Annotated in this window: 10 protein-coding genes; 3 read left to right on the top strand and 7 right to left on the bottom strand. The window is 64.9% G+C overall.

Annotation, left to right across the window (positions count from 1 at the left end):
* The coding region (locus LLH00_08940) for a PfkB family carbohydrate kinase (GenBank protein MCE5271398.1) at nucleotides 1–687 on the top strand (687 nt) is incomplete at its 5' end.
* A 131-nt stretch (nucleotides 688–818) separates the two neighbouring features.
* On the opposite strand, the gene LLH00_08935 is transcribed toward LLH00_08940, so the two are convergent.
* From LLH00_08935 to LLH00_08925, 3 genes are all read right to left on the bottom strand, one after another.
* Nucleotides 819–3218: a hypothetical protein gene (locus tag LLH00_08935; protein ID MCE5271397.1), complete on the bottom strand. Its 2400-nt coding sequence runs from the start codon at nucleotides 3216–3218 to the stop codon at nucleotides 819–821.
* 121 nt (nucleotides 3219–3339) lie between these two features.
* Nucleotides 3340–5775, bottom strand: a complete 2436-nt coding sequence (locus LLH00_08930) for a hypothetical protein (protein ID MCE5271396.1) — start codon at nucleotides 5773–5775, stop codon at nucleotides 3340–3342.
* Nucleotides 5776–5933: 158 nt separating this feature from the next.
* Nucleotides 5934–7652, bottom strand: a complete 1719-nt coding sequence (locus LLH00_08925; protein ID MCE5271395.1) for a sodium/solute symporter — start codon at nucleotides 7650–7652, stop codon at nucleotides 5934–5936.
* Nucleotides 7653–7976: 324 nt separating this feature from the next.
* On the opposite strand from LLH00_08925, the gene LLH00_08920 reads away from it, so the two are divergent.
* Nucleotides 7977–10985 carry a beta-galactosidase gene (locus tag LLH00_08920; GenBank protein MCE5271394.1) on the top strand — a complete coding sequence of 1003 codons (3009 nt, stop codon included), beginning with the start codon at nucleotides 7977–7979 and terminating at the stop codon, nucleotides 10983–10985.
* A gap of 78 nt (nucleotides 10986–11063) precedes the next feature.
* On the top strand, nucleotides 11064–14054 hold the full coding sequence (locus LLH00_08915; GenBank protein MCE5271393.1) for a beta-galactosidase: 2991 nt from the start codon (nucleotides 11064–11066) through the stop codon (nucleotides 14052–14054).
* A 291-nt stretch (nucleotides 14055–14345) separates the two neighbouring features.
* Here LLH00_08915 and LLH00_08910 read toward each other — a convergent pair whose 3' ends face one another.
* The 4 genes from LLH00_08910 to LLH00_08895 form a co-directional block, all read right to left on the bottom strand.
* The gene (locus LLH00_08910; GenBank protein ID MCE5271392.1) at nucleotides 14346–15494 is read right to left on the bottom strand and encodes a glycoside hydrolase; all 1149 of its coding nucleotides are present in this window, start codon (nucleotides 15492–15494) and stop codon (nucleotides 14346–14348) included.
* 44 nt (nucleotides 15495–15538) lie between these two features.
* A complete protein-coding gene (locus tag LLH00_08905; GenBank protein ID MCE5271391.1) occupies nucleotides 15539–17722 on the bottom strand; it encodes a hypothetical protein in 2184 nt (727 codons plus the stop codon).
* A 135-nt stretch (nucleotides 17723–17857) separates the two neighbouring features.
* On the bottom strand, nucleotides 17858–19750 hold the full coding sequence (locus tag LLH00_08900) for a hypothetical protein (GenBank protein ID MCE5271390.1): 1893 nt from the start codon (nucleotides 19748–19750) through the stop codon (nucleotides 17858–17860).
* A gap of 60 nt (nucleotides 19751–19810) precedes the next feature.
* Nucleotides 19811–21485: right-handed parallel beta-helix repeat-containing protein (locus tag LLH00_08895; GenBank protein ID MCE5271389.1), on the bottom strand; the 1675-nt coding region annotated here is incomplete at its 5' end.

Genomic DNA, 21485 nt, shown 5'->3' with positions numbered 1-21485 from the left:
GGTAACCCGGAGTTCACGATCCTGCCGGACCGGGCCTATGACCGGATACAATTCACCCCGGAGCTGGAGCATGCGGCAGCCACGGCGCGCTGTGTCTGTTTCGGCACACTGATCCAGCGCACAGCGTCCAGCCGGGAAACCCTGCACAGGCTCCTGGACAGGGCCGACAGCGCCCTCAAATTCCTGGACCTCAACCTGCGGCAAGGCTGCTACAGCCAGCAGACCGTGACCGCGAGCATGCGTCGGGCGGACATCCTGAAATTGAACGCTCACGAGGCTTTGGAGGTGATGGAAATGCTTGGCTGGAGCGGCCTCGACCTTCCCGCTTTCTGCACGCGGAGCCTGGAGGAGCTGGGGCTGACCGCCTGTGTGATCAGCCTGGGCGCGAGCGGCGCATTGGCTGCGGCGAGGGGAACTCCCGGGGTGCTGTATTCGCCGGGTTATCAAGTAAAGGTGCTGGACACGGTGGGCTCGGGGGACGCGTTCAGCGCGGGGTTTCTCGACGCCTGGCTGCAAGGTTGCGCGCTGGCCGAATGCTGCCGCCGGGGGAACCTGCTGGGGGCGCTCAACTGCGCGCGCCGCGGGGCCACCGGGCCGATCACGGAACAGGAAATCCGGGCTCTGGCTGAAACGGGAGCGGAGCGGCAGATATTCCAGGAGGAGTACAGGCAGCACCTTCAGCTTTAGCCGCTCCCGCACCAGGGCGGCCACAGGGGGCCGCCTCTACAGTTTCACTTAAGATGGCTCTGGAACCGCCTGTATAGAAACGGGCGCCGGAATATCTCCGGCGCCCGTTTCTATTAAAATTTTTATATCACCTACCAGCGTAAAACCTCGTGCTCCACGATGTCCTCGAACGCGCCAGGGTCGCCCTTGGCCGGGCCGTAGAACACACTGCCGCCGAACGTGGTCAGGAATATCTTGTCCGGGTGGTGCGGGTCGAACACCGGACGGTGGCCCCACTTGAAATTGTAGCCGCCCAGACGGGCCCAGCTCGCGCCGTAGTCCTCGCTGCGGAACGCCGCGCTGTCGAAGGTGTTGATAATGACCACCGCCGGGTTCGCCGGGTCGACCGCCGCGGCGTAGACGTGCGCGTCCTCGTCGAACACCCGCTCCCAGCTCGCGCCACCGTCCTGCGTGCGCAACAGCCCTCCGTTACGCTCCACTCCCTCCACCGGCGCGGGCCAGCAGCTCAGGTACATGCGCTTGGGGTCCTGCGGGTCGACCACCAGGTCGTTGGGGGCATTTACCCCTGGCAGCAGCGGGACCTGTTTCCAGCTCGCCGCGCCGTCCCGGCTCACATACAGCCCGCCGTCGATATAGCCCCGGCCCTCGATTCCGCCTCTGGCGATCAGCAGGAACAGGCTGCCATCCGGCAGGCGCTCCATGCGCCAGGCGTTGAGGTTCTTGTCCGAAAGCCCCTTGTTCATCAGCTTCCAGTTCGCCCCGCCGTTTACTGACTTGAACACGCCTTTGCCGAACCCGCAGACATAAAGCGTGCGGGCCTCGGCCGGGCTATCCGGGTCGAGCAGCACGTGCGTGCAGACCGTGTTGGCGGGCATCCCGTCGGTGACAGCGCGCCAGGACTTTCCGCCATCCTCCGAGAGCGCCACTCCGCCCTGGAAACGGCTGAAATCGCCGCGGAACATCTTGGGCCGGGGAAGATCGTGAGCGTTGCCCCAGACCGACCAGATTTTGCCCTGCACCTGCGGATCGAAAGTCAGCCAGTAGCAGGTGTTGATCCAGGGGCCAGGCACGCCTTTCAGGCTGTGGATCCAGCTCTCGCCGCCGTTCAGGCTGTGGAACAGGCCGATGTCGGTGTAGCTGATAAAGCAGTGCAGGCTGTCGAAGGGGTCGAAATGCACGCCGTAGCAGGTGGTGACATCCAGGCCGCGGCTGGTCCAGGAGCCATCCTCCAGCTTGCGGCTGTAGACCTGCTCCCACCACTTGCCGCCGTCCATTGTGCGCTGGCTGGTGCCGTAATCCGTGCCGTAGCAGATATTGGGATCGGTCGGGCTGACTCCCAGGCAGATCGGCGCTCCGGCCCAGGAGGGCCCGTAGGTCTCGTCCATCCAGCCATCCGCATGGTTCTTCCCCACCACGCCGTCATCCGTGGCCTGGTAGGCCCACTGCCAGCTGGCGCCGCTGTCCGTGGTCTTGAGGATGCCGAAATAAGCCAGGGAGCCGCTGGCCGGGAACCGGTTGCAGGAAAGATAGGCCACTGCCGGGTTGGATTCGCAAGTGGCCAGGGTGGAGAAATTCGCCATTCCGGCTGGCGGGGTGAGGTTGCCCGCAGCCGCGACCCAGGTCGCCCCGCGGTCATCCGAGCGGAAAACCGGAGTTGCGGGGGCGGCCCCGCCCGCGCGACGGTCCCAGCCAGCCAGGATATAGATTACGCTGCCCTTCGCCCCCTTGCCGCAGTCCGCGGCCTGGCTGAACGGCGCCGGCAACGGGGTGTGCTCGCCGCTGCCGTCCGGGCGCAGGCGCGCGGCCTCGCGCTCCGAGACCGCGGTCACCTCGCCCGGCGCGCTGTCCCAGATCCCGGGTGCGATGGCCCGGATTGTCCGGCCGGACACTTTACCCAGCAGCTGCCAGCTCGCGCCGCGGTCAGCAGAGACAAACACCCGGGCGCTGTCCTGGCTCTCGCCCTGCGGGCCGCGGCCGCCCTCGCCACGATGGAAGGCCGGAGAAAGCCCGACATAAATCCGGCGGCTGTCGGACGGGTCCACCCGGACCAGTTGCAGCGCGCCGTCCGGCATACCGTCCGTGGTCTCGAAAAGCTGGTCGGCGTGGTCGCCCAGCATGCGCTCGGCTGTCACGTTGCCCGGGGCGGGCCAGACCAGGTGCCAGCGCACGCCGCGGTCCTCGGAGCGCCAGAGCGCCGAGCGGGTGCAGGCGTAGACCGTGTTGGGCACGGAGGGATCGAACTCGAAATCCTCCACCACGGTGCGCAGGTTGAACATGCGCCAGCTCCTGGCCCCGTCATAGGTGACATAGGCGCCGGTCATGTCGCAGCGGATGAACACGTTGTTCGAGTCGGACGGGTTGACCGTGGGGATGAACTGCCCACCGCCGCCGCCGGGGCCGATCACGCGCCAGGCCGAGACCGGGGCCGCCGCCGCAGGGGCCGCCTCCTGGACCTCGGGCTTCTGGCCGCAGGAAAGACCTATTAACGCGACTGTCAGAGAAAGGGCGACAAGGTTTATATAAGTTTTCATATACTCTTCCCACAGGTTGAATCTTGCAGATCGCTGTCCGCTCCAAAGCGGGACCCGGATGTCAAAGCGAAGGGGCGGGTATCGAGCCCGCCCCTCTGCACTTCATTCCACTATGCCGTCATCACTTGCCGTTCACCGTGGGCGCGCCGTGGAACACGCTTCCGCCGAACGTGGTGATGTAAATCTTGCTCGTGTCCTGCGGGTCGAGGACCGCGCGGTGTCCCCAGTAGAAATTGTACCCGTCGATCCGTCCCCAGGTGGCGCCCTGGTCATCGCTGCGGAACGCGCCGTTGTGGAACGTCACCAGGTAGACCCGGCCGGGCTTGGAGGGGTCGACCGTGACCGCGTAGACATAGGCGTGCGGGTCGTAGATCTGGCTCCAGGTGGCCCCGCCATCCTCGGAGAGCAGCACGCCGCCCTGGTTCTCGATCACCCCCTGCTCGCGCGCGCCGCCGAAATCGCCGGGGTCGAGGTCGGCCCAGCAGGCCAGGTAGAGCCGCTCGGGCCGCGAGGGATCGAACTCGATGGAGTTGGGGAAGCGCACCCCGGCCGGCAGAGTCAGCTTTTTCCAGCTCTCGCCGCCGTCGTCCGAGCGGTACAACGCACCGTCCACCAGGGTATTGGCCGAATCGCCGTAAGTGAGCGAGGGCGTGGCGACCAGGTAGAGCGTGCGGCTGTCAACCAGCTTGATCTGCCAGACATTCAAGTCCTGGCCCAGGCCGTTGTTCTTCAGCACCCAGCTCGCCCCGTCATCCGTGGACTTGTACACGCCCTGGCCGTAGACCGTGGCGTAGAGCACCCGCGCGCCGGCGGGCGAGGACGGGTCGAGGGCCAGGCAGGTGGTGGGACTGTTCTCGGGCAGGCCGTTGCTGGAGACCTGCCAGGTGCGGCCAGCGTCCTGGCTGACCGCCACGCCGCCCACGGCCCATTTTTCCCAGCCCGGACGGCGGATCATCTTGAAACGCGGGATGTCGTGCATCGCGGACCAGACCGACCACATGCGGCCCTGGACCGTGGGGTCGAACTCCATCCAGAAGCAGGTGTTCTCCCACTCGCGCGGGATGCCGTTGACCGAGCGCCGCCACGACCTGGCGCCGTCAAACGAGTGGAAATAGCCGATGTCAGTGTAGCTGATCGCGATGTGCTGCGGGTCGAAGGGGTCGAAATGCACGCCGTAGCAGGTGGTGACATCCTGGCCCCGGCTGACCACGGTGCTGTCGGGCAGATTTTTCGCATACAGGGCGGTCCAGGTGCCGCCGCCGTCCTCGGTCTTCATGGAGCGGTACCAGTCGGTGAAAATGGCGCGCTCGGGGTTGACCGGCGAAACCGAGGTGCAGATGGCCAGGACGAAATCGCGGGCGAAAGCCTCGTGGACCCAGGAATCCTGGATGTTGTCAGCTTCCTTGCCGTCGCTCACCCCGTACTGACCGCTGCCGCCGCCGGACCGGTAGACCCAGCGCCAGGACTTCCCGGCATCCGAGGTGCGGAAAATGCCGTAATAGAACCCCGGCTGCCCGCTTTCATTTTTCTGGACGTAGCGGCTGCAGACCAGGTAGGCGCTGCGGCTGTCGCCCAGGCAACTGGCGATCCAGGTGAACGAGGGGGCGTTGGCCGGGTCGGCCAGCGGGTTGCCGGCGACCACGTTGGCCGTGACCTCCTGCCAGCTCGCGGCGGCGTCCTCGCTCACGAACACCTTGCCGGGCATACGATCGCCCAGGCGGCCGGGGATGGAAACCGCCCAAAGCCTGAAAACACCGGGCTTGTCCGGGTCGACGCCGGCGGAGACCGAGGTCACCGCGCTCATCTCGTCCGGGTGCGGACGGCTCTCCACCTGGCCGCCCGTCTTGTCCCAGGCGTTCCAGGAGCGGCGGCAGAACACCACCACGCGGCCCGGATCGGACGGGTTCTGGAACAGGGCCAGGACCGGCGAGTCGAACTTGGCCCCCTCGCTCCAGGTCTTTCCATCATCCTGGCTCACGTACAGGCCGGCCGCGCCGCCGCTGCCGCGGCCGCCGTTGACCGCGCAGTAGATCTTCCCCGCGGTTTCCGGGTCGGCCAGGATCGAGGCCACCTCGCCGCCGGGGAAATTGTCGTTGGTCACCAGGTGGATATCGGCGTGGTCATCGTGGCGCTCGATGGCCTGGACCGCGGACAGGGCCGGGAACAGGATTTCCCAGCTCGAACCGCCGTCGCGCGAGCGGTAGAGGCCGCGGCTGCCCACGTAGATGTCGTCGGGCTTGTTCGGGTCGAAAGCGAACGCCCCCACGCCGCCGGGGAAATTCAGCATCTGCCAGGATTCGCCGTTGTCACGGGTCAGGTAGCTGCCGGTCATGTCGCAGCGGATCATGATCCGCGAGGGGTCGGTAGGCGAAAACGCAGGGATGAACGTGCTGCCGCCGCCGCCCGGGCCGATCACCTGCCAGCCGGCGGGCACCGGGGCGACCCGGAACGGATCGGGTGTTACCGCCGGCCGCTGGGGCTTGGCGCACCCAGCTGAAAGAAGGGCGATAAGCGACAGGCTGACGGCCACAAGCGACCGGACTGCGTGTCTGAGCATAGCATTGCTCCTGGATGGGGTGGCTCGGGATCGGCCGTGCAGCACGGCCCGGGGGGATAGACAGGTGTCGGAATAAGCCGGATTAACAACTAATATCGATCAGCCTGGCCGTGACGGCAAGAAAAAACGGCTTATGCGGTGGAACTTCCCCCGGCGGCTCAGCGCTCCGTCCGGCGCGCCCGGCCCGGAACCAGGTACATCCAGGCCCCGAAAGCGGCCAGGACCAGGAAAAGGCTCAGGTTGACCAGACGGTCCCGGGCCGAGGCGGGAATAAGCAGGAAAGCCGCCACCATAAACGACATGAGCATGGCCATCGCGCCGACGAAACGGGCCATGGGCGAATGGTCGGCCACCTGCGGGCTGACCTCGCGCACGGCGTCCACCGGGGTGTCGAGCTTGGTGAAGAACGCCCCGATGCGGCGCTCATCCTCCGGGTTGTTGTGCAAGAACAAGCCGGTGGCGAAGAAGGCGCCCACCCCGATGAACAGGATGGTGAACACCGTGATCGCGAACGCGACCGGCTCACCGAACCCGGCCAGCCAGGCGTTGAGGGGTGAATAGAAGGCAAAGACCAGCGCGGCGGCGCCGCTGGTCACGAAAGAAACCAGTCCGGACCAGGCCGGGGGACGGCGGAACAGGAACCCCAGCAGCATCGGCGCGGCGAGCGGAGTGCCGGTCAGGGCCGAAAACTTGACCATCACCCGGAACGAGCCCTCGCCCACCGCGGCCATGCGCAGACCGATCAGGGTCGAGATCGCCCCCACGACAAGCGTGGCGGCCTGGCCCACCAGCAACAGAGTGCGGGGCTTGAACTCGCGCCGCGAAAGGCGCTGTACGATGTCACGGGTCAGCACGGCGGAGACCACGTTGTAAACACCCGAGACCGAGGACATGGCCGCGGCGAAAATGGCGGCCACCAGAAGGCCCAGCAGCCCGTGGGGCAACACCCGCGCCGCGATGGCCACGTAGGCGCCCTCGTGCGGGTTGGGCAGGGAGATGAGCTGACCCAGGTCGGGGAACAGCACCCGCGCCGCCATCGGCGGGACGGCCCAGATCACCAGGCCCAGAGTGAACAGCAGGGTGCAGGCCAGCGAGACCTTGCGCGCCTCGGCCTCGTCCCGCACGCTGAAATAGCGCTGGGCGATGGGGTTGGTGTTCTGGCCGTGGATCAGCAGGATCAGGTAGCCCACCAGCCAGTACCAGGGGTAATGCACGCTGGGGAAATGGAAATAGTTGGCCGGAGTGTCGTGAACCAGGGCCAGGGGGCCGTGGACCTCGATCAGCGCCAGCGGGATGAGCAGAAGGCAGATCGGCAGCAGGAACAGGAACTGGATCGTGTCGGTCATGCTCACGGCCCAGACCCCGCCCAGGATGGTGTAGAGCAGGATCACCAGGGCGCTGGCCCAGATGATCAGGAAAATGTCCAGCCCCAGGGCCGAGGAGATGAAAATCCCCAGCGAGTAGAGCACCACGCCGCAGTAGATGATGTACAGCGGGATGTAGGTCCAGCTCGCCACCTGATGCGTGGTCAGGTTGAACCGCTCCTCCAGGAATTCGAGCACCGTGGTCACCCGGCTGCGCCGCCAGAGCTTGGCAAAGACAAGATAGCCGGTGAAAATGGCGAGTCCGGTGAACCAGAGGATGACCGCCCCGGTGATGCCCTCCTGGTAGACCAGGCCCGCCCCGCCGGTGAACATGTAGCTGCTGAACGCGCTCATGTAGGCCGACAGCGCGGCGATCCACCAGGTCAGGCTGTTTCCGGCCCGGAAATAGTCGGAATCGCTTTTCATCCGCCCGGTGAAATACACCCCGATCCAGACCATCATCAGCATGTAGACGACCAGGACCAGGTAATCGTAGACGTTCAAGCTCTGCATGCCGTGCCTCGCTCTGGATGTGTGCATGTCCGGACCGGCCGGGAAGCCTCTGGCCCTTTGCCGAAAGCACAAGTATAGGCGCGCGCCGCGCATTCGGCAAGTCGCGTGAAAGGGTTCACGCAGGTGAACCCCTCGCAGGGCAAGGCCCGGGAATTGCTGAAAAAGAGGCGAAGCTGACCTTGCAGCCGTTTTTGTCTTGACGGACCGCAAGATAAGCCGTCCCCGCCGCAACTTACATTCTCATTTTCGTAAACACCGATTCCGGAATTGCGAATAACAGTACCACACTCCCAGCCGATCCGACCCCAGGAAAGGACAACCTCCATGAAGCTTAGAACTTTGTCCGTGCTGACCATTCTGCTCGGCCTTGCCCTCGCTCCCGCGCTGCAGGCGAAAACACTCCCGCTGGATGATTTCGAATCCGGCGCCTCGCTCGAGCGCTGGCAGGGCAAGCTTTCCCTGAACACCGAATACGTGGCCCACGGTGCGAAGAGTCTGAAAATCGACCTCTCCGACCCGCTCAGCCGTTTCCTGTTCACCGACAAGTTCTCTGTCGTCGACTGGAGCGCCTGGCAATGGCTCCGCTTCGATATCTACAACCCCTCCGGCACGGTGCAGATCGGCGAGATACAGATATTCGACGGGGCCACGGGCGGCGCGGAGGAGGCCGAGTTCCAGGGCACCTCCTACCGGGGCGAGAAAATCGTGCTCAACACCGGCTGGAACCATTTCCAGTTCGACCTGCACTCGCTGCGCCTGGAAAGCGGCGCGCGCAACCTTGACCTGAGCAGTATCCGCAGCCTGCGCCTCGGCCTGGGCGGGATAAGAGCCACGGCGCTTTACCTGGATAACATGCGCCTGAGTTCGGGCGATGAGGAGACCGCCGCCGCCTCGAAGGCCGGACCCTGGGACTGCCGGGTCACGGTGATCGACCGTTATGTCTACCCGGAGCTTTATGGCCCGGAGGACCAGCTAAAGCGTCCGGCCGAAATCCTGACCCTGCGCGAGACCGCCCGCCGTGAAGTGGAGCTCCTGCAGCGCGAGGTGGACGCCGCCAAAATGATGGGGTACGCGACGCTCTACTGGCAGATACCGCTGATCACGGCCCAGGTGGGGCTGGATATCCGCAGCAAGCTGGTCTGGTACCAGAGCCCGGAAAAGGAAAAGGAGATACTGGAGTACGTGATCCGCTCCTGCCGTGGGATGCGGGAAAAGGTGGACGGCCTGCTCAGCGGCCTGGACCGCGAGCTGATCGAGGAGCCGGAGGACGATGTCAACCCGCAGAAGTGGTACGTGCAACCCTATCCCAAGCTGCGCGGCCTTCCCCAGCGGGAGGGTTTCTTCCGGGACGCCGAGGGCAAGCCGCTGGAGGTGCTGGGGATGATGCTGGTCGAGCGCGGGCCCCTGCTCGACTATTTCGCCCCCTACACCCACCGTCTGGAAAGCTACACCGTGGGCGGCGGCTCGCGCTACAACATCGAGGAAAGCCCGGTCTACCGCGCGTTCCACAAGTACCCCGACACCCATCGCGTGGGCTGGGACGGCTGGTGCGGCCACCTGATCAAGGACCAGTGGTCCGAGGGCGGCAGGAAAGAGAACGTGGTGATCTGCCTGGAAAGCCCGCACATCAAGGAGGCGCTGAAAGAGTTCATGCGCCTGCATTACCTGGAATGGAAGAACAACCCGAACCTGATGTACAACATCATGGCCTACGAGCTGATGTATATCTGCTACTGCGACCGCAGCCAGCAGATGTTCCGCGACTGGCTGAAAGCGAAATACGGCGCTCTGGACAAGCTCAACGCGGTCTGGCGCACGGATTACAAGTCATTCGACCAGGTGCGCGCCCCGGAGACGAAAAACGCTGCCCCCCTGCCGGATGTCAACCGCGCCGCCTGGTATGACTGGGCCCTGTTCAACAACCGCCGTTTCACCGACCATCTGGTCTGGGTCAAGCAGGAGATGCTCAAGCTCGACTCCACGGTGGCGATCTGCGCCGGCGGCACCAGCAGCATGCTCTCCGCCTCCAACAGCACCACCGGGATCGACGAGGAGCTGATAATCAACGAGGTGGATGACGTGATCCTGAACGAGTCGGGCCACAGTTGCATCTTCAGCGACCTGCTCACCAGCCTGAGCGAGAAGAAAAAAGCGATGGTCGACCCGGAGATGAGCGGCGGCCCGCACGGCACCCTGCTGCAGTTCCTGCACGGCAAGAGCGCCATCGGCAAATGGTGGTGGGCGCGCACGGTCAGCCGGGAGTACCACTCCATCGACGGCTCCTCGTTCCCGCAGAGCTGGGAAGTTTCGCTGGCGGACGTGGACGAGATGTTGCGCCTGGGCCTGGATGTGCGCCGTTTGAGTGGTGAGATCGCGGAGTTCTCGCGGCCCGAGCCTGAGCTGGCGATCCTGTACTCCAAGACCAGCATCCTGCAGGTGCCGCCCGAACTGGCCGGCGCCGGGCGCACCCCCTACCTGGAGGCCCTGGGCAAGGCCTGGGAGGGCGCGCGGTTCCTGGGCTGCCGGGTGGGATTCGTCTCAGAGAAGCAGGTGCTGGAGGGCAAGCTCGGCAAGTTCAAGCTGCTGGTCGTACCGGCTGCCAAGTACATCCCGCCCGAGGTGGCCGACTCGGTGGCGGCCTATGTCCGTGCCGGCGGCACGGCGCTGGTGATCCCGGAAAGCTTCCTGTTCGACCAGTACGCCCACGAGAGTGACCGTCTTGGCGGCTTCGGCCTCAAGGTGCAGTCGGTGAGCCTGCCCGAGCGCCTGGGCCGCGGCGAGAACGTGCGCAACTACGACATGAGCACCTCGCAGAACGTGGTCTACGGCAACGCGCGCAACGTGATGCAGACCGCGGGCAAGGACATTTTCTCAGGGACAGCCCCGGTCAGCCTGGAGGCCGAGGGCCTGCTGCAGCGCCTCGACCCCGGCGCGGGCGAGGTGCTGGCCCAGCTTCCGGACGGCAGCCCGGGACTGGTCCTGGAGCGTATCGGCTCGGGACGGCTCTACTACCTGGCCTCGCCGCTCAACCCGGACGGCTACCACAGCCTGTTCGAGCCCCTGGCCCGGCTGACCGGGCTGAACCGTCCGGTCACCGCGGTCGCGGCGGATGGCTCCCTGCTTACCGGAGCCGAGGTCCGCGCGGTGGAGCGCGGCTCGGACTACCTGGTCTACGCCTGCAACCTGGGCGGCAAGGCGCTGGAGTTCGACCTGAAAGGCGCCTCGTCCCTGGGCGCGGTGACTGACCTGCGCAGCCTGGAAAAACTGCCCGGCGCGCGCGTGACTCTCGCCCCCTGGCAGGAGACTATCTTCCGGGTGGAAAAAGGTCACTGACACTTCGGCGGCGATTGAAACACTGAGGTTCCGGATCGAATACCCGGACTTCACTCATTCAACGGACTGGGGACCGATATGAAAAGTTGTATATCACCTGCCATCCGTATCCTGTTCCTGGTCTGGCTCACAGTGGCCGGTTGCGGCCAGGGCCGGGGTGATGTCCTGGTGCTGGATGATTTCGAGGGTCAGGAGTCCCTGGCCCGGTGGCACGGCCCGGTGAGCCTGAGCGCAGACAGCGCCACCCACGGCAGCGGCTCTCTCCGGTTGGACCTGGGCGAACGATCGAGCCGCATCCTCGAGAGCGAGTCTCTGCCCAAGGACTGGTCCGCTTACGATTACCTGCGTTTCGACATTTTCAGCCCGCAGGAAAACGTGCGTTTCGGCACGTTCTGGATTTTCGACGAGCTGGGGGACGACGAGCAGGCGGAAACCTACGGCCAGAGCTACCGCGGCACGCAGCGGCTGTTCATCAACCCCGGCTGGAACCACTACGAGTTTCAGCTCAAGAAAATGATGGTCGAGAACAACGACCGCCCGCTCGCCCTGGACCGCATCCGGCGTTTCCGCCTGGAGTTCGGACGGATCGGCGGGACACTTTACCTGGACAACCTGCGCCTGGTGCGGGGAGAGGAAGATCCACAGAGCGCCTCGCGGGTCCAACCGCGCGACTGCCTGGTGCTGGTGGACAACTCAGAGGTCCGCAGCCGCCTGGCCACACCGTTCGACAAGCTGGTCCCAGAGCCGGAGATTGCCATCCTCAGGGAAAAGGCCGCCGCGGCCGTGGACCGCCTGAACGGGGCGGTGGAACGCGCCGAAAAAGCCGGCTGGTTCTCGCTCTACTGGCGTGTCCCGCTGATCACCGCCGGGATCGGCCTTCAGGACCGCCGCAAGCTGGTCTGGTTCCAGAGCGAGCGCCGGGAGAGCGAGATACTGGAACACATCGTGACCTCGTGCGGCCGCGCCGCGAATGAGATCGACTCGCTGCTGGCCTCGGGCGCGGCTGTCCCGCCGCTGGAGCAGCAGGCGCGCTACGCCAGGCCCTATCCCCCGCTCAAGGGCCTGCCCATCCGGGACGGGTTCTTCCGCTACGACAACGGCGACCCGGTGATCCTGTACGCCATGCACGGCCATATCGGCCGGGAGCTGCGTCAGTATTTCGGGCCCTACGACCATGTCCTCGAAAGCTACACCGTGGGCGGGGCCTCGCGTTTCAACGTTGAGAGCACGCCGGTCTACGCGGCGTTCCACAAGTACCCGGACACGCACCGCGTGGGCTGGGACGGCTGGTGCGGCCACCTGATCAAGGACCGCTGGTCCGAGGGCGGCCGGATCGAAAACGTGGTGATCTGCCTGGAAAGCGAGCACATGAAAGAGGCGATCCTCCAGTCCATGAAGCCCGCCGCCGACAACTGGCTGCGCAATCCCGACCTGCTCTACAACATCATGGGCTACGAACTGATGTACATCTGCTATTGCGACAAAAGCCAGCAGATGTTCCGTCAGTGGCTCAAGGACAAGTACGCCTCGCTGGAGAAAGTCAACGCGGCCTGGGGAACAGCCTATGCGGACTGGGACTCGATCCGGGCGCCGGAGTGCCGCAACGCCGCACCGCTGCCCGATATCAACCGCGCGGCCTGGTACGACTGGGCCCTGTTCAACAACCGGCGCTTCACCGACCACATGAAATGGATCAAATCCGAGATGCGCAAGCTCGACCCGGTGGTCCCGATCTGCGCCGGAGGCACGAGCAGCATGCTTTCGGCCAGCAACAGCACCACCGGCATCGATGAGGAGTTGATCGTGAACGAGGTGGACGACGTAATCCTCAACGAATCGGGCCACTCGCTCATTTTCAGCGACCTGATGCCCTCGCTGGCCGACCGCCGTATGGTGATGGTGGAGCCGGAAGCCGGCGGCAACGTGCACAACACCCTGCTGCATTTCCTGCACGGCAAATCCACCCTGGCCAAGTACAAGTGGGACTCGGCCAACCCGGAGTACCCGAGCGGCGGGTCGAGTTCGGTGCTGACAAGCTGGGATATCTCGCTCGGTGACATCGATGACATCCTGCGCCTGTCGCTGGACGTGCGCCGCCTGAACCGGGAGATCGCGGCTTTCTACGGGCCGGAGCCTGAGGTGCTGCTGCTGTACTCGAAAACCTGCATCATCCAGGTGCCGCCCGACCTCCACCAGGCCTGGTCAACCCCCTATCTCGAAACCATGGGTAAAGCCTGGGAGGGCTCGCGTTTCCTGGGAGCGCGGGTGGGGTTCGTGACCGAGCGCCAGGCCCTCTCCGGCAAACTCGACCGCTGCCGCCTGCTGATTGTCCCGGCGGTCAAGTACCTGCCGCCCGAGGTGGTCCAAGCCGTGCTGAGCTACGTGGAGCGCGGCGGCACGGCGCTGGTGATCCCGGAGAGTTTCCTGTTCGATCAGTATGCGCGGGGGAACGACGGGCTGGCCGGCCTGGGGCTCAAGGTGAAAGGAGTCACCCTGCCGCCGGTGCTGGGCCAGGGCGGGATGGTGAAGAACTATGACCAGAGCTACAGCCAGACCCTCCTGTACGGCGAGGTGCGGCGTGAAATGACCACGGAGAAGGCGGACATATTCGCCGGCCAGGCGGTCAGCCTGCAGGCCGAGGGCCTGGTGCAGAGCCTGGACGCCGGGAGAAACCGGGTGCTGGCGCGTCTGGATGACGGCGCCCCGGGGCTGGTTTTGGTGACGCGCGGCAAGGGACGTCTCTACTACCTGGCCGCCCCACTGGAGCCGCTGGCCTATCACAGGGTGCTGGAGCCGCTGGCCGCAAGTGTCGGCCTGGCCCGCCCGGTGCTGGGCGTGGGCGCGGACAACTCCCTGGTGACCGGCGCGGAGGTGCGCGGGATAGAATACGACGGTGGCTGGCTGGTCTACGCCAGCAACGTGGGGGACAGTCCGGTCGAGTTCGACCTGAAAGGCGAATCCCCGCTGGGCGCGATCACCGACCTGCGCCGCCTGCAGAAATTATCGGGTACGCACGTGAAACTCGGTCCCTGGGAGGAGACCATTTTCCGGGTGGAGAAGAAGCAGTAGGACCGGGGGAAGGAATACTTATGTTTTAATTTGTATATGGGGCGCGGCAAGCCGCGCCCCTGCATTTTTCTGCTGGTCCGTCTGCGTCTTATGCTGACTCGATATCATCAATCTGTTATCATACCATTCCTGCTTTCGTTTCGGCGAAGACAGCAAAGCCGGCGTGGGCCGTAATTGGGATGAAATCAGCAATAATTACCCTTAGTAAAAGTTTTTGGAAGGCGAGTGGGGGTCTGGGGGCGGGAGGGAACCTTTTGCAAAAGGATCCCTCCCGCCCCCAGACTCACGGTCTCACTGCGGCGGCAGGCCTATGCGCCAGAGTTCCAGGTCGGACTGGTAGAGCAGGGTGTCGGGTGCGACCTCGTAGATCGTGCCGTACGCGCTGCGGTCGCCCAGGTCCGAGATATCGATTGTCTGCCAGGACTCACCAGTTTTGTCGCGGCTGAGCGCCAGGCGGCAGCGCCGGCGGTGGTCGCCGCTGGAGAAATTGCGCCAGTACTGCTCGCGGTCCACCGAGTCGGGCGGCTGGGCCATCTCGCCGAACGCCAGAGCCAGACGGCCATCCGCCAGGCGCAGCAGGTTCGGGTCCACCCCGGCCGGGCCCAATCCTTCGGGAACACGCGGCTCGCTCCAGGAGCGGCCCTCATCCGCACTCCAGACCGCCACCAGTGGCGTGAAATGCCCGGTGCGGATTATCCCTAACAGGCGCCCGTCCTCCAAGCGCACGATACTCCACTCGTTGTAGCCCTCGCTGTCATCCGGGTGCGCGCGTTCGGGCACAGCCACGCTCGACAGGTAGCGCCAGGTGCTGCCGTTGTCGGTGGAGCGGGCGACAAAAGTGCGCAGCTTGAACTTTGATTCGATCTTGCTCTGCGGGTTGGTGGGCGCGATCGAGTCCGCCTCGAAATTACCGTACATCGCCGCCAGCAGGGAGCCATCCTTGAGCTCCACCACCCCGCGGTGGAAAAACAGCCCGGCCCACAGCTCCGGAGTGCCGAAATCCACCCGGCCAGCCTCGGGGATAACCAGAAGCGTCTTTTCTTCGCGCAGGGTTTTCAGCTCATCGGTCGAGCGCCAGATACGTCCTGCGTAAGTCCCTCCGGTGTCCGTTTCGACCTTGTTCATCAGGCCCAGGAACAGGCCGGGACGGTAGAAAAAGGTGTTGATCTTGGCCTCGTTCAGGTCGGTGGGCAACCAGGGCGGCTCGGAATCGGCGCGCACCACCACCCGGCTGCCCCGGTCGGTGATCTTGAAAAAGCCCAGCAGGTGTATATCGCCGTCCGGGGTGCGGAACGAACGGGCATAGCGCGCCGGGCGCGAGCGGTCCAGGCGCAGCGGCGTGATCTGCACCTGAGCCGCAGGTCCGCTCTCCGCGGCTCTCATCCCGGCGGGCAGCAGTGCCGCGGCAGCCAGGGCAGCCAGACAGAATCGCATCTTCATGCTCGCCCCCCATTACAATAATTTATATACCAACTGGAAACCGCTCACTTCTTCAGGGTCAGAGTCAGCGTCGTGTCGGCTTTCAGCTCGACCTTGCGTTTCACGCCCCCGCAGGTGACAGTGTAAGGCGAGCTCTCGGCTTGTTTTCCACCGGAGAAAGCATATTCCTGCAGCTCGGTGCTCAATTCTCCCCGGCTGTCCGTACGCCCGGTGAAAACCACCTTGCCGCTGCGGTCGGCCATAGTCACCTCGCGCTCCGGCAGAGCGGTCCCGGCGGGCCCCTCGACCCGCAGTTTCAGGGTCCAGTACACAATGTAGCTGTGCGCCTGGTCAGTCGCCTGCACCCCGAACGGCGCGCCCTGGATCGTGTTGGAGCGGAACTCGATCCCGGTGGCTATGCAGTCCTCGCGCGGCATCCAACCCATGCGGACCGGTTTCCAATCGACCGGCGCGCCTGCCGCGCGGATGAGGGTGTTCTCGCGGAACACTACCTGATGTGCTCCGCCGTAGGGCGAGGCGACCCAGATCGGCGGGACATTGGCGCTGATCCGGTTGCGGAAGAATTCGCCGCCGATTGTGCCGCCGCCCACGTAGAACGCCGCGGCCTCGGCCCTGGGCCCGGCTTCCGGGTTAAGCTGGGTCACCGTGATCTCGTTGCCGAAAAAGTAGTTCGGCCCGCCGCTGGCGCTGTAGAACACGGCCCAGGCCATGGGGATATAGCCCTCGTAGCGCAGGTAGGCCCGTCCGGTGATAGTCATCCGGTTGTTGTAGACCCGGTTGCCCCAGCAGCCTGCCTCCTCGCCGGGAGCGGCGTTGTAGTCGGCGATGCGGATCGCGGTGGTGCTGTATTCCTCGTGCCCGTACTCGCAGGTGGGAGGGGCGGCCTGGATGATGAAATCGTTGTCGAAGATGTCGATGAACTTGTGCCGGAACACCTCCAGCCCGGAGCCGATCTCGGGCTCGAAACGGTTGGCGAACACCTTCGAGCTGTCGCCGCGGGCCATCACGCAGTAGTGGTTGGTCACTGTCTGGCGGTTGACGAACAGGTTGTGGTGTATGGATGAGTGCGGGCCCAGGAAATTCAGGCAGCCCTGGCCGCCGTAGAACTCGCAGTAGCTCAGCTCGGAGGGCTCGCTCCCGCGCAGCACCACGGCGTGCTCGCTCACGTGACGGTTGATTATGAAGGGTGTGTCTATGTCGAAGCGGCAGTCGGTGAGCGTGCCCTGGGGCACATCCACCGCAGTGGCGTTGATCCCCTGGTTGATCACGCGCACGTTGTCCAGGATAACCTTGACCCCGGAAGCGGTAGACTGCACGCCCCAACTCAGGACACCCCGCGCGGCGCTGCGGATCACGCCGTTGCGAATCGTTACAGTGCCTCCGGTGGCGCGGGGAAGGCTGTCCAGCGGCTCGACAGTCCCAGGCTTGGTGAGGTCGAAGAAAGCCACCGGGTCGCCCTCGTAGAGCTGGTCGTTCTGGGCCCAGGGCCGCGTGCCGCCGATCACGGCCACGCCCACATCCATGGCCGGGCGGATGTCGATCTGGTCCACCAGGCAGTCGGTGAGTGCTTTGACCCGCACCCGGTAGCGCCCGGCGGGGAGGCCCTGCAGATGGGCGGTCACAAACCCGCCGCCCAGGCGCGGGCCGCGGTCCTCGGTGGGGCAGCTCACCCGCTTGCTGTCGCCGTAAATGGTTTCCACCCGCACCTCGGCGCCGCTCGAATCCTCCACGTAGAGGCTCACCCGCATGTCCATCTTCGCCACCCCGCACATGGCCAGGTAGGAGCGCCCGGCCAGGGGCAGTTCCACCCAGCCGGAGACTATCTGGTCCCCTGCGGCGAGGCTCAGGATTTTCTTCCCGATGAAGATGTGCACATCCTCCGTGTTGACCACCTTAGCGCCCGGGGCCTGCGAGAAATCCCAGCCCTGGCCGCCCTGTTCGAACCCGTAGTCCGGCACGTGGCCGTAGCCGCAGTCGGCGAAAGTGAGCGTGTACCCGTTCAGGTCCAGGACCACATCCTCGCCCAGGATAAACCCGGTCACGGGGCTCGACACATCGCGGTCCAGCATGTAGGTGGTCCCGGCCCGGGCGTAGAAGCCGGGAGCGCTTACCGCCACCGCCCCTGGCGGGACCGGACAGTGACCGGACGGGCGGTAGAAAGCCCTGGCCGGCGCCGCCGCCAGAGCACAAAGGCCGACAAGCAGCAGAACTCTACCCGGAAAAGACATCGAACCTCCAGGTCGCTATATTAAAATTATTATAAAACGATCGCACCGTGGGAAAGCAATCCAGCAAATAGCTCGTAGGGGAGGGTTTTAAACCCTCCCCTACCTCTCGCAACCTTACCATCCTTGATTCCAACCCTATTTCAGCGGCGGGGCCAGATAGTCCTGGACATCCAGCCAGTGCGCGCGCATGATCGCGGTCTTCTTGTGCAACTGCTCGATCAGGTTAGGCCCGAGAAGGAACGTGTCCTCGTAGCGCGGGTCCTTGGCGCGTGCGGTCATCTCCAGGCCACCGTCCTCCAGCAAAGCGATCAGCTCGTTGGTGTTGTCGAACTCATCCCGCATGATCGCGTTCCACTCCAGGTTCCCCGGGTCGCCGTCCCAGCTTGCCTCCTTGGAGGGCACGCGCGGGGCTCCCGCCAGGATCGTGGCGTATTTGTCCCTCAGAAGCTGGGCGTTGTAGAAATTGTGGATCGAGCGGACTTCCGAAGCCCACATGCGCAGGCTGAGGCCCATTTTCTTCAGGAAATCCCCCTCCGGGGCGCCCTCGAGGTTCTGCAGAGTACGTCCGGCGCGGTCGGCCATGGAGAGCGCGCGATGCAGGGCGCCGTTTTCCCAGGCCAGGCCGTCGTGCATCCGCCCACCGTGGAAATCGATGTAGTCCATGCGGGCTTCACTCTCGCGCGGGTTGAACACGTAAGGCAGGAAATAGGCTTCCTCATCTTTGGTCAGCAGCTCGGGCTTGATCACCAGCGGTCGGGTGAGGTGGCGCATCGACACGCCGCAGTAGAAATTGCTGTACCCGCCGAAACTGCCAACCAGGGCGTTTTTGAGGCTTATGGCCTGGTTCATGTCGTAGAGGGCCTGGAACACCTTGTCGCGGTTGGCCTCGCCGCCCCAGCGGCCGGCCAGCTCGCGCAGCTTGGCCAGACGGCTGTCGAGATCGTTTGTAGGATGGTCCATGCAGTCGGCGGCGATCTCCATCAGCTTGCCCAGGGCCTGGGGCGTGTCATCCCCGCGGCTGTACATGGCCGAGCAGCCGAACTCCAGCTCACGCACGCCGGGCCGCTGGAGACGCTCCATGGACTGGATCGCGCCCAGGACATCCACCAGGCCCAGGAACGGCCAGGCCTCGTTGATCATCGTGCCCACGCCCATGTGGGCCGGGTCGCTGCGGTCCATGAAGGTGTTCTCGGGCAGCAGCGGACGGACCACGTCCTCCTCGTTCTGCCAGAAATTCACGTTGCCCCAGTGCAGGGTGATATCGCCTCCGCCCTCGACCGCGCCGCGGTGGATAGCCAGGCTGATGTCGCGCACCCGTTCTCCGGCGTTGCGGCCCTTGCACTGCTCGGGCCCATTCGGTCCGGGATAGAGCGCTGCGGCCCAGCACAGTCCCGCACCCGCATCATTGGTGCCGGTGACCATCGCGGTCACGACCGGCACGTTGCGCTTGATCTCGGCCATCATCCAGGAGACCATCTCGCGGGTGTCCTTCTGGTCCAGGCACATGCTGAAAGCCTCGCCGGCTTTTAGGTTGCTGCGGCGCGGATGGTCGACGCGCGGGCCGCGGTACTGCGGGTATTTCTGGAAGAACGCCTCGGGCAGATAGTGTGAGTTCTTGCCCTCGAAAATCGCCTCCAGTCCCAGGCTCTTGACCACCTCGGCCCGCTCCAGCATCAGCTTGCGGTTGGCGGCCACGAACTGTGGGTCGATGAACGGGGCGATCTTCGGGTGCGGGTAGAACATCCAGGGCGCCGGGACGTAGCAGGCGTACTCGCGCCAGGGGCAGCCCCCCGGCGGGAACGAACGCCAGTCCTTGTCCGCCAAATCGCTGATCCCGATCTGCACCCGGCCGCGGCTCTTGAACGTGGCGGCCAGCTCGGCGTAGGGCTTGAACGACTGCAGGTCGTGCCCGGAATGGGAGAACATGATCACCAGGGGCTCGGCGCCCAGGCCGGGCGAGACGGCGAGCAGCGAAATAAGCAACCCCAGCACAGCCCCCAGCCTGACAGCTTTGGCGGCAATTCTCATCTCAAGTCCCTCCGCAAGGTTAGTCAATCGCCCAAGACAGAATATATAAATTATTATAATCTATTGTGCATTTCTTTCCTGCCACTGGGTTCCCTCGTCCATTCCCTCCGGGCGCGGGCCATAGACCGGCAGCGGGTCGCCCAGTTCGTAGGCTCCCAGGTCCGGGGCCTTGCCCCGGAACCGGTCGTTGACATTGGGGATCACGACACCGGCATCCACCGCGGCCGAACCGGGGGCCAGGCGAAGGTCGGCCGGTGCGCGGCGCGGGAACTGCGGGTTGGGGAACTCGGGCCGCTGGGCGAACACGCCCAGGTCCACCTGCACGGCGTGTTTCTCCGGGGTCAGGCGGCGAAGGTCGGCCAGGCTCTCGATCCGGTTGCGGCCGAGGAGGCCCTCGAACGGCATGCCCTCCACCCCGAACCCGTCGTAGTCCATATCCGCAGTGGAGTCGGCGTGCGGGAAGAACACGGCCAGGCCGCGGCCGGTGCCGTAGCCGCCCAGCACCTCATTGCCCGGCCCGCCCAGGGTCAGGTTGTTGCGGAACATCACCAGAGAGGGGTTGTGCCCGACCATGAAACCGTCACCGCTCTTGACCACCGTGTTGTGCAGGATCACATCCCCGCGGCTGCCGCGCGCCAGCTTGAACGGCACGTTGATCGTGTTGTACATCACGTTGCGGATGAAGTAGCTGGGGCCGCCCAGGCCCGGCTGGCTGCTCAGGCTGATAAAGCAGTTGGTGATCCGGTTGCGCATGATCCGGGTGTTGCCGGCGGTGAAATCGGCCTCGATCGCGTCGTCGTCACCCAGTTCGATATCGTTGTTGTAGATGTCGATGCAGCGCTGGTCGTAGGCCCAGAGATCTTCCATCGTGGAGATGCAGTCGCGGTAGCCGGTCACCCGATTGTGGCAGATCACGTTGCCCGGGCCGGTCATCTCGATCCCCTCACCCACGCAGGAAACACTGTGCTCGTTGACACAGCAGCCCAGGGCCAGCGAGTCCCAGGGCATGTAGCCGGTGATCGTATTGTCGGCGATGTAGCAGTTCTCGGCGCCCGGACGGTCGGTGGCGACTATCCCGTGCGGGCCGAACACCTCGCAGCGCCGCACGGCCACGTCCTCGGCCCAGCGCAGCTCCACCGGCCCGTGGACAGTCACCCCTTCAAGGATCACGTGCTTGCGGCCTTGCAGGTCCACCTTCTCGAAATTGCTGTTGAGTCCGGGATGGCTGCGGTCGGAGCGGATGACGATGGGCCGGCCCGGAGCGCCGTCCTGCATGAGCTTGAACTCGCCGTACCAGCCGGGACCCAGCTCCAGGATATCTCCCGGCTCCAGCGTGGCGGCGACTTTCTCGAAATCATCGGGGCCGGCCTTTTTCACACGGGAGTCCGGGGCGGGACACGGCACAGGCCGGGTGGCGACAGTCAGCACGGTGTCGACCTTACCGCCGTCCGGGTCGCGCAGACTGAGCTTCAGCTCGTAGCGCGTGCCCGGCCGCAGGTCGAACACGCTGCCCGAGAGCTTGTTCTCCCAGAAGAAGATCGGCTGGGTGGCGCGGCTGTGTCCAGCCGGCACGCGACGCAGGGGCATGGCCGTATGCCAGTCGCTTTCGCCGGCCTGACGGTACGATATGTTGCAGACCGCATTGAGGTTGTCATCACCCTCGATCAGCCACTCGACCGCCAGGTTGGTCAAGGTGGGATAGGGCGTGGACAGCGCTCCCGGCCGGGTGGTGTTG

The sequence above is a fragment of the bacterium genome (assembly GCA_021372515.1).
Lineage (GTDB): Bacteria > Gemmatimonadota > Glassbacteria > GWA2-58-10 > GWA2-58-10 > JAJFUG01.
This window is presented reverse-complemented; position numbering and strand designations above follow the sequence as displayed.

Excerpts from the sequence above, each read along its gene's own strand:
- LLH00_08925 (MCE5271395.1), bottom strand. The coding sequence starts at position 7,652 with ATGCAGAGCTTGAACGTCTACGATTACCTGGTCCTGGTCGTCTACATG.
- LLH00_08900 (MCE5271390.1), bottom strand. The coding sequence starts at position 19,750 with ATGAGAATTGCCGCCAAAGCTGTCAGGCTGGGGGCTGTGCTGGGGTTG.
- LLH00_08910 (MCE5271392.1), bottom strand. The coding sequence starts at position 15,494 with ATGAAGATGCGATTCTGTCTGGCTGCCCTGGCTGCCGCGGCACTGCTG.
- LLH00_08915 (MCE5271393.1), top strand. The coding sequence starts at position 11,064 with ATGAAAAGTTGTATATCACCTGCCATCCGTATCCTGTTCCTGGTCTGG.
- LLH00_08905 (MCE5271391.1), bottom strand. The coding sequence starts at position 17,722 with ATGTCTTTTCCGGGTAGAGTTCTGCTGCTTGTCGGCCTTTGTGCTCTG.
- LLH00_08935 (MCE5271397.1), bottom strand. The coding sequence starts at position 3,218 with ATGAAAACTTATATAAACCTTGTCGCCCTTTCTCTGACAGTCGCGTTA.
- LLH00_08920 (MCE5271394.1), top strand. The coding sequence starts at position 7,977 with ATGAAGCTTAGAACTTTGTCCGTGCTGACCATTCTGCTCGGCCTTGCC.
- LLH00_08930 (MCE5271396.1), bottom strand. The coding sequence starts at position 5,775 with ATGCTCAGACACGCAGTCCGGTCGCTTGTGGCCGTCAGCCTGTCGCTT.